The 8,167-nt window shown below is 74.9% G+C and carries 7 protein-coding genes; 4 read left to right on the top strand and 3 right to left on the bottom strand.

Features of this window, described 5'->3' with window-relative positions; translation table 11 throughout:
* The 4 genes from eccCb to HUW36_RS20185 all read left to right on the top strand — a co-directional run.
* The coding region (gene eccCb / locus HUW36_RS20200; protein ID WP_174529604.1) for a type VII secretion protein EccCb at positions 1 to 2,690 on the top strand (2,690 nt) is incomplete at its 5' end.
* A gap of 118 nt (positions 2,691 to 2,808) precedes the next feature.
* The gene (gene mycP / locus HUW36_RS20195) at positions 2,809 to 4,098 is read left to right on the top strand and encodes a type VII secretion-associated serine protease mycosin (protein WP_425487249.1); all 1,290 of its coding nucleotides are present in this window, start codon (positions 2,809 to 2,811) and stop codon (positions 4,096 to 4,098) included.
* 43 nt (positions 4,099 to 4,141) lie between these two features.
* Positions 4,142 to 4,936: a phosphatase PAP2 family protein gene (locus tag HUW36_RS20190; protein ID WP_174529602.1), complete on the top strand. Its 795-nt coding sequence runs from the start codon at positions 4,142 to 4,144 to the stop codon at positions 4,934 to 4,936.
* 30 nt (positions 4,937 to 4,966) lie between these two features.
* On the top strand, positions 4,967 to 5,692 hold the full coding sequence (locus tag HUW36_RS20185) for a phosphatase PAP2 family protein (protein ID WP_174529601.1): 726 nt from the start codon (positions 4,967 to 4,969) through the stop codon (positions 5,690 to 5,692).
* 31 nt (positions 5,693 to 5,723) lie between these two features.
* Here the strand turns inward: HUW36_RS20185 and HUW36_RS20180 are convergent, their stop codons facing one another.
* The 3 genes from HUW36_RS20180 to HUW36_RS20170 form a co-directional block, all read right to left on the bottom strand.
* Complete coding sequence (locus HUW36_RS20180) at positions 5,724 to 6,902, bottom strand: MarP family serine protease (RefSeq protein WP_174529600.1); 1,179 nt, start codon at positions 6,900 to 6,902, stop codon at positions 5,724 to 5,726.
* Between the two features lie 76 nt (positions 6,903 to 6,978).
* A complete protein-coding gene (locus HUW36_RS20175) occupies positions 6,979 to 7,671 on the bottom strand; it encodes an NUDIX hydrolase (protein ID WP_174529599.1) in 693 nt (230 codons plus the stop codon).
* Positions 7,668 to 8,167, bottom strand: a 500-nt coding sequence (locus HUW36_RS20170; protein WP_174529598.1) for a TlpA family protein disulfide reductase, incomplete at its 5' end; no start/stop codon positions are given. The genes HUW36_RS20170 and HUW36_RS20175, both read right to left, overlap by 4 nt.

The raw sequence follows: 8,167 nt of genomic DNA, 5'->3' as shown, positions 1-8,167 counted from the left end.
AGCCGGGCCTGCCGGAGCTGCTGGGCCTCGGCGCCCCGGAGGGCTTCACCGCCGAACAGGGGTGGGCGCCCCGGGCCGCGCGGGACCGGCTACGGGTGCCGATCGGGGTGGGCGCCGACGGCGGCGCGATCGACCTCGACCTGAAGGAGTCGGCGCAGGACGGCATGGGCCCGCACGGCCTGTTGATCGGCGCCACCGGCTCGGGCAAGTCGGAGCTGCTCCGCACGCTGGTGCTCGGCCTGGCCGCCACGCACAGCTCGGAGCAGCTCAACTTCGTCCTCGTCGACTTCAAGGGCGGCGCCACGTTCGCGCCGTTCGAGCGGCTGCCGCACACCGCCGCCGTGATCACCAACCTGGCCGACGCGCTGCCCCTGGTCGACCGGATGGTGGACGCGATAAACGGCGAGCTGATGCGGCGGCAGGAGCTGCTGCGCCGGGCGGGCAACTTCGCGAGCGTGCGCGACTACGAGCGGGCCCGGGCGGCCGGCACGCCGCTGGCTCCGCTGCCGTCGCTGCTGCTGATCTGCGACGAGTTCTCCGAGCTGCTCTCCGCCAAGCCCGACTTCATCGACCTGTTCGTGCAGATCGGGCGGCTGGGCCGGTCACTCGGGGTGCACCTGCTGCTGGCCAGCCAGCGGCTGGAGGAGGGTCGGCTGCGCGGCCTGGACACCCACCTGTCGTACCGGATCGGCCTGCGCACGTTCTCCGCGCTGGAGTCCCGGACCGTGCTCGGCGTGCCGGACGCGCACGAGCTGCCCCGCACCCCGGGCCACGGCTACCTGCGCTCCGGCACCGACCCGCTGGTCCGGTTCAAGGCCGCGTACGTCTCCGGGACGGTCCGCCGCCGCCCCGGCCCGGCGGGTGCGTCCGGCGGCGGAACCCCGCGCGTGCTCACGTTCTCCAGCCACCTCGTCCCGGTGCCCGAGCCGGCCGTGCCGGCGGCGCCGACGGCCGAGGAGGAGACCGGCGGGACGCTGCTCGACCTGCTGGTGGACCGGCTGGCCGGGCAGGGCCCACCGGCGCACCAGGTGTGGCTTCCCCCACTGGACGCCTCCCCGACCCTCGACGAGCTGCTCGGCGTGCTCGGGACCGACCCGGTCCGCGGGCTCACCGTGGCCAATCCGGAGTTGCACGGCGCGTTGCAGGTGCCGGTGGCCGTGGTGGACAAGCCGTTCGAGCAGCGGCGGGACCTGTTCTGGCTGGCCCTCGACGGCGCGGCCGGGCACGTCGGGGTGGTCGGCACCACCCGTAGCGGCCGGTCCAGCCTGCTGCGCACGCTGGTCTGCGCGCTCGCCCTCACCCACACCCCGGCCGAGGTGCAGGTCTACTGCCTCGACCTCGGTGGCGGGACGCTCGGCGCGCTGCGCGACCTGCCGCACGTCGGCGGGGTGAGCGGGCGCACCGACGGCACCGCGGTCCGCCGTACCGTCGGTGAGGTCGTCAACGTGCTCGTCGAGCGGGAGCGGCGCTTCACCGAGTCGGGGGTGGAGTCGATGGCGGCCTGGCGTCGGCGACGGGCCGCGGGCGGGCCGGGCGGCGCCGACCCGTTCGGGGACGTGTTCCTGGTGGTCGACGGCTGGAACACGCTGCGCGGCGAGTACGAGGACCTGGAACCGCTGGTCACCGAGCTGGCCACGCGCGGCCTCGCGTACGGGGTGCACGTGGTGGCGACGGCGTTGCGCTGGTCGGACTTCCGGCCGGCGATCCGCGACCTGTTCGGCTCCCGGCTGGAACTGCGCCTCGGTGACCCGGCCGACTCGGTGGTGGTCAAGCGGGCGCTGGCGGCGACCGTGCCGGAGGAGCGGCCGGGGCGCGGGATCACCGCCGGCGGGCTGCACTTCCTCACCGCCCAACCGCGGGCCACCGCCCTGGGTGACGAGACCGGCGACCTGGTCAAGGCCGTCGCCGGCGCCTGGGCCGGCCCGGTGGCGCCCCGGGTGCGGCTGCTCCCGCCGGTGCTGCCGTACGCCGAACTGGACCAGACCGCGACCGCCGGCCTGGCGTTCCCGGTCGGGGTGGCCGAGGCGGACCTGTCCCCGGTGGTGCTCGACTTCGCCACCGAACCCAACCTCGTGGTGTTCGGCGACGCCGAGTGCGGCAAGTCCTCGTTCCTGCGCGCGTTGGCCACCTCGATCGTCCGCCGGTTCACCCCGGAGCAGGCTCGGGTGATCCTGGTGGACTACCGGCGCAGCCTGATGGGCACGATCGCCACGCCGCACCTGATCGGGTACGGCACGGCCGCGCCGCACACCACCGAGCTGATCGAGTCGGCGGCCGGCTACCTCCAGGGGCGGCAGCCCGGTCCCGGGGTGACGCCGGCCGAGCTGCGCGCCCGGTCCTGGTGGACGGGGCCGGAGCTGTTCGTGCTGGTGGACGACTACGACCTGGTGGCCGGTGGGCCGAGCAACCCGTTGCGCGCGTTGGAGGAGCACCTCCCGCACGCCCGGGACGTCGGGCTGCACCTGGTGCTCGCGCGGCGTTCCGGCGGTGCCGGCCGGACCGCGTACGAGCCGATCATCCAGCGGCTGCGGGAGCTGTCCACGGCCGGGCTGGTGATGTCGGGCGGCCCGGAGGAGGGGCCGCTCGTCGGTCAGGTGAAGGCCGGTCCGCTGCCCCCGGGACGGGCCCGCCTGGTCACCCGCCGTGAGGGCGTACGCCTGGTGCAGTTGGCCCATCTTCCGCCCGGGTGACCGGGCGTGCGGAGTTGCCCCGTGACGGTCGGGACAACCGGTAATCTCCGAGCAGCATGTGTCGGACGCGACGGAATGGCTGGGGAATGTGACCAGGGAACGACAGGGAGCTCCCGGCGTGCCGTCCCGGCGTCTCACCGGACGGGCACTGCTCGCCGCGGTGTCGGCGCTCGTCGTCGCGGGCGGCCCGCTCGCCCCGCCGGCGCACGCGACACCGGCTGTCCCCGTCGCTCGCACCCTGCCGGCCCGGGCGCCCGACGCGGTGGTCCGCACCGACCAGGTCCGCGACGAGCAGTGGCAGTTGGCGGAGCTGCGGGCGAAGACCGCCTGGCGCACCTCGACCGGCCGTGGCGTGGTGGTCGCGGTGATCGATTCCGGAGTGGACGGCTCGCACCCGGACCTGGCCGGGCAGGTGCTGCCCGGCCTCGACCTGGTCGACCCGGACGGCGCGGACGGGCCGGACCCGGTGGGCCACGGCACCACGGTGGCCGGGCTGATCGCCGGGCGGGCCGACGACGACCGGGGCGTGGTGGGGCTGGCGCCGGACGCCCGGATCCTCCCGGTGCGGGTGCTGGACGCCGAGAACCGGTACGACGACGCGTTGATCATCGCGAAGGCGGTGCGGTGGGCGGTGGACAACGGCGCCCGCGTGATCAACCTGTCGCTCGGCGGCGGCGGTGACAGCCCGGCCCTGGCCGCCGCGCTCGACTACGCCTTCGCGCGCGACGTGGTGGTGGTCGCCTGCACCGGCAACCTGGCCACGTCGACAAGCACCAAGGTGTGGTACCCGGCCCGCGAGCCGGGCGTGCTCGCGGTCACCGGGCTGGACCGCAACAGCGAGAACCTCTGGTCCGGCTCGGTCACCGGCCGCGAGACCATCCTCAGCGCGCCGGCCACCGCCCTCTACGGCGCGCGGCAGCAGGGCGGCTACTGGCGGGTGCAGGGAACGAGCTTCGCCGCGCCGCTGGTCGCCGCGACGGCCGCCCTGGTCCGGGCCCGCTATCCGCGGATGCCGGCCGGGGACGTGGTGAACCGGCTGATCAGCACCGCCCGCGATCTCGGCCCGACCGGGCGCGACGACCGGTTCGGCTTCGGCATGGTGGATCCGGTGGCCGCGCTCACCGCCGACGTGTCGCCGGTGGGGCGCAACCCGCTCGACGACAACGCCTCCCCGGGTGTGGTGGGCTTCGGGCCGGCGCCCGGCGAGGACCGGGACAGCCGGGCGGCGGGCGCGGGGCAGGGCGGCGACCCGCTCGGCCGCCCGCAGCAGCCCGGGTGGTCGGCCCGCCCGGCGGGGCAGGCGGACGACTCCGCGCCGGAGCGGCTCTGGACCGGCCTGGCGCTGTTCGTCGCCCTGGTCACCGGCACCGCGCTGATGGTGCGCCGGTTCCGGCAGACCCGTCGCTGAGCGGCCGGTCTGATCACGCCGCGCCGTGGGTAGTGAACGGCGCATGAACACCACCGGTCCGACGTCCGTGCGGGAGCGGTCCTGGCGGGCCCGCCGCCTCGACCCCGACCACTCGCTGGGTCTCCGGCTCACCCTGGCGGCCACCGCGGCCTTCCTGGTGCTGGTGCCGTTCGCCCTGCTCGCGCTGCTGGTGCTGGGCGCCTGGCCGCCGCTGCTCCGACTGGACGCGTCGGTCACCGACGCGTTCCACGGCTATGCGCTGGACCACCCGGCCTGGGTCCAGGTGATGACCGTGTGGACCCACGCGCTGGGGCCGGGACCGTTGCGGGTGGCCGCCGCGGTGGTGGTGGTCTGGTTGCTGCGTCGCGGTGCGCCGCGGCTGGCCGTGTGGGTGGTCGTCACCATGCTCGTCGGTGGGCTGCTCGGCGCGTTGCTGAAGCTGCTGGTCGGGCGGGACCGGCCGGAGCTGCTGGACCCGGTGGCGCGGGCGGCGGGCTACTCCTTCCCGTCCGGTCACGCGTTGAACGCGGCGCTGGCGGCCGGGGTGTTGCTGCTGGTGTTCCTGCCGTTCGCCCGGGACAGCCGGGCCGGTCGGGTCGCGTTGTGGACGGCGGCGGCGCTGGTCATGGTGGTGACCGGGTTGAGCCGGATCGCGTTGGGGGTGCACTGGACCAGCGACGTGGTGGGCGGCTGGGTGCTCGGGGTGGCCGTCGTGGCCGCCACCGCGGCCAGCTTCGCCACGTGGCGCACCTCGACCGGCCGGCGCACCGCGCGTCCGCTGCGCGAGGGGATCGAGCCGGAGCTGGCCGAGCCGGGTCCGAACGACCGGCGGGCGTAGCCCGGCGGGGAACTGGGTAGATGGCGGCCCATGTCCGATGTCGTGGTCCGGGTCACCCGGCGGGTCCTGCTGCCGCTGGCGGTGCTGTTCGCTCTCATGGTGGGGTTGGGACTCCTGGTCACCCGGGTCCTCGCGCACACCTGGCCGTTCACCGTGGAGGACGCGGTCAACCGCGAGCTGGCGGGCGACCGGACGGCGGGCTGGAACGACGTGTCGTTGGTCTTCAGCACGTTGGCCAGCACCCAGATGATCGTCGTGGTGACCGTGCTGGCCGCGCTGGTGCTGCGGTTGGTGCTGCACCGCTGGCGGGAGCCGCTCTTCCTCTGCGCGGCGGTGAGCGCCCAAGCGTTGATCTTCCTGTTCACCACCATGGTGATCGACCGGAACCGCCCGGCCGTCGAGCACATGGACGCCTCCCCGCCGACGTCCAGCTTCCCGTCCGGGCACACGTCCGCGGCGACCGCGCTCTACGTCGGCCTCGCGGTGCTGCTGGCGCTGCGGGCGCGCAGCACCCCGGCCAAGGTCACCTGGTGGACGCTGCTGGTGCTGGTGCCGGTCGGGGTGGCGCTGACCCGGATGTACCGGGGCATGCACCACCCGAGCGACGTGGTGGCCTCGTTCCTCAACGGCGGGACCTGCGTGGCGATCATGGCGCGGGCGGTGCTCGACCGCACGCTCACCTGGGGTCGCGCGAAGCTGCCGCTGAACCGCTCCGGCGACGACGTGGCACCGGCCGGGGCGCCGGCCGGCGGCTGAGCGCCGCGCCGCCCGGCCACCGTCGGCCGGTTCAGGTGCAGTCGCCGGTGCCCACTCCCCGGGTACGCTCCGCGCCCGCCAGCGCCACCGACCGCGCCTCGGCCGCGGTCACCGCGAACCCGGTGTTCGGGTCGTCCGCGGCCGCCGCGAAGATCACCCCGAGCACCAGCCCGTTCGACGAGACCAGCGGACCGCCGGAGTTGCCGCTGCGCACCAGCGCCCGGATGGTGTAGATCTCCCGGGTCACGTCACCTGCCGAGTAGATGTCCGGCCCGGTGATCCGGTCGACGTCGCGGACCCGGGCCGGGCGGGCGTCGTACGGGCCGTCGAGCGGGAAGCCGAGCACGATCGCGTCCGCCCCGCTGCCGGCCTCACCGGCGGCGAAGCGCAGCGACGGCCCGGGCAGCCCGGGCACGTAGAGGACGGCCAGGTCCCGGTTCGGGTCGTAGACGACCACCTCGCCGTCGTACCGCTCGCCGCGCAGCTCCACCGCCACCGAGCGGGTGCCGGCCACCACGTGCGCGTTGGTCATCACCCGGTCGTCGGCGTACACGAAGCCGGAGCCCTCGATCCGGCGCGAGCAGCTCGGCGCGGACCCGAGCACCTTGACCACGGACCGCTTGCTGTTCTGCACGACCTGGGAGTTGGCCAGCGCCGGGTCGGGCGGGGACACCTGCCGGGCGGTGGTGCGGTCCAGCCCGTTGAACACGTCGGGGAAGCCGTTGGTGTCGACCGTGTCGCGCAGCGCCGTGGACAGTTCCTGCGCCTGGTCCGGCAGGACCCGGTCGACGACGGTGAGCAGCGCGCTGTTCTTGACCGAGGCGGCCAGCCAGGGCACCGAGGAGGAACCGAGCGGCACCGCGACCAGCCAGGCCACCAGCATCACCGCGACGACCGAGATGAACGCGCCACCGACGTCGTCGATCTTCCTGCCGGCCGGCCCGGTGATGGCCGCGCGCAGGTTGGACCCGAGCCAGCCGGCCAACGCCTGCCCCAGCACGGCGAGCCCGAAGATCGCCACCAGGGAGATCAGCACCCGGGTGCCGCTCGCCGCGAACTGCTGGGCGATCAGCGGGCCGATCTGGAGGCCGAGCAGTGCGCCCAGGAAGAACCCGGAGAACGACAGGGCCCCGATGACGAAGCCCTGGCGGTATCCGCTGATCGCGAACACGAGCATGAGCAGGAGCAGGACGAGATCCACGGCGGACACGCCCCAAGGGTACGGGCACCAGGCCCACGGGAGGCTCAGCGCTCGCTGAACGTGACCTGAGGGTGCGCCCGGGTGATCAGCGCACCCGCGTCTCGTCCGCCGCCTCGGTGCCGGCCGACGGCGCGGGGGTGGCGCCGACCGGCGGCAGGTCCACCACCCGGCTGCGCGGCCACGGCCGGGCCCAGCCACCCATCTGCAGCAACGTGTCGATGACGCCGGCGGTGAAGCCCCAGACCAGCATGCCGCGCACCGAGAAGGCGGGGCCGATCCAGCCGCTGGGGTGGCGTACCCGCATGCGGTTGTCCGGGTCGACGAGCTCGGCGACCGGTAGCCGGGCGACGTGCGCGACCTCGGCCGGCTCGCGCGGGTGCACCGGGTGCGGGTCGTGCCACCAGGCGAGCACCGGGGTGACCACGAAGTCGCTGACCGGGATCCAGAGCCGGGGCAGTTCGGCCAGCACGGTGACGCTGCCGGGGTCGAGGCCGACCTCCTCGTTCGCCTCGCGCAGCGCGGTGGCGCGGGCGTCGGCGTCCTCCGGGTCGGCGGCGCCGCCGGGAAAGGCGGGCTGCCCGGCGTGGTTGCGCAGCGTCGCGGCGCGCTGGAGGACGAGCACGTCCGGCCCGGCGTCGGGCTCCTCGCCGAGCAGCACCAGCACGGCGCTCTCCCGGCCGCCGCTGTCCGGGGTGACGATCCGGGTGAAGTCCTCCGCCCGGGCGCTGCCCAGCCGGCCCAGCAGCGGGTCGAACCACGCGGGCGGCCTGCGGGTCACACCGTCACCCCGAGATGGGTCCGGACCAGCGTCGCGAGCCGGTCGTCGTCCAACGCGCCGGTCGCGTCGACGTGCCGGATCCGGCCGTCGCCGTCGACCAGGACGGTCAGCGGGAAGGCGTTGCGTTCGAGCGCACGCTGGAACGCGTCGCCCTGGTCGACGAGCATGGGGAAGCCGACGCCGAAGTCCTCGCCGATGGACTGTGCGCCACCGCGGCTGTCCCGGCTGTTCACGCCGATCACCTGGAACCGGCCGTCGGCCCGTTCGCTGAGCCGCTGGAAGGCGGGCAGCTCCTTGCGGCACGGCCCGCACCAGGACGCCCACACGTTGATCACCGCCGGACCCTTGACGTCCCGGACCCGCACCGGCGCGCCACCGGTGAAGCAGTTCAGGGTCAGGTCGGGCAGCTCGGCCCCGGCGGTGCCGGCCGGCACCGGGGCGGCCGACGCGGGCGCGACGGTCAGCGGGGCGCAGTCGGCGAACGGCGACGGACGCT

This window comes from Micromonospora maritima (assembly GCF_902825405.1).
Classification (GTDB): domain Bacteria; phylum Actinomycetota; class Actinomycetes; order Mycobacteriales; family Micromonosporaceae; genus Micromonospora; species Micromonospora maritima.
Note: the sequence above shows the minus strand (reverse complement) of the source record. Positions and strands in the feature narration are given on the sequence as shown.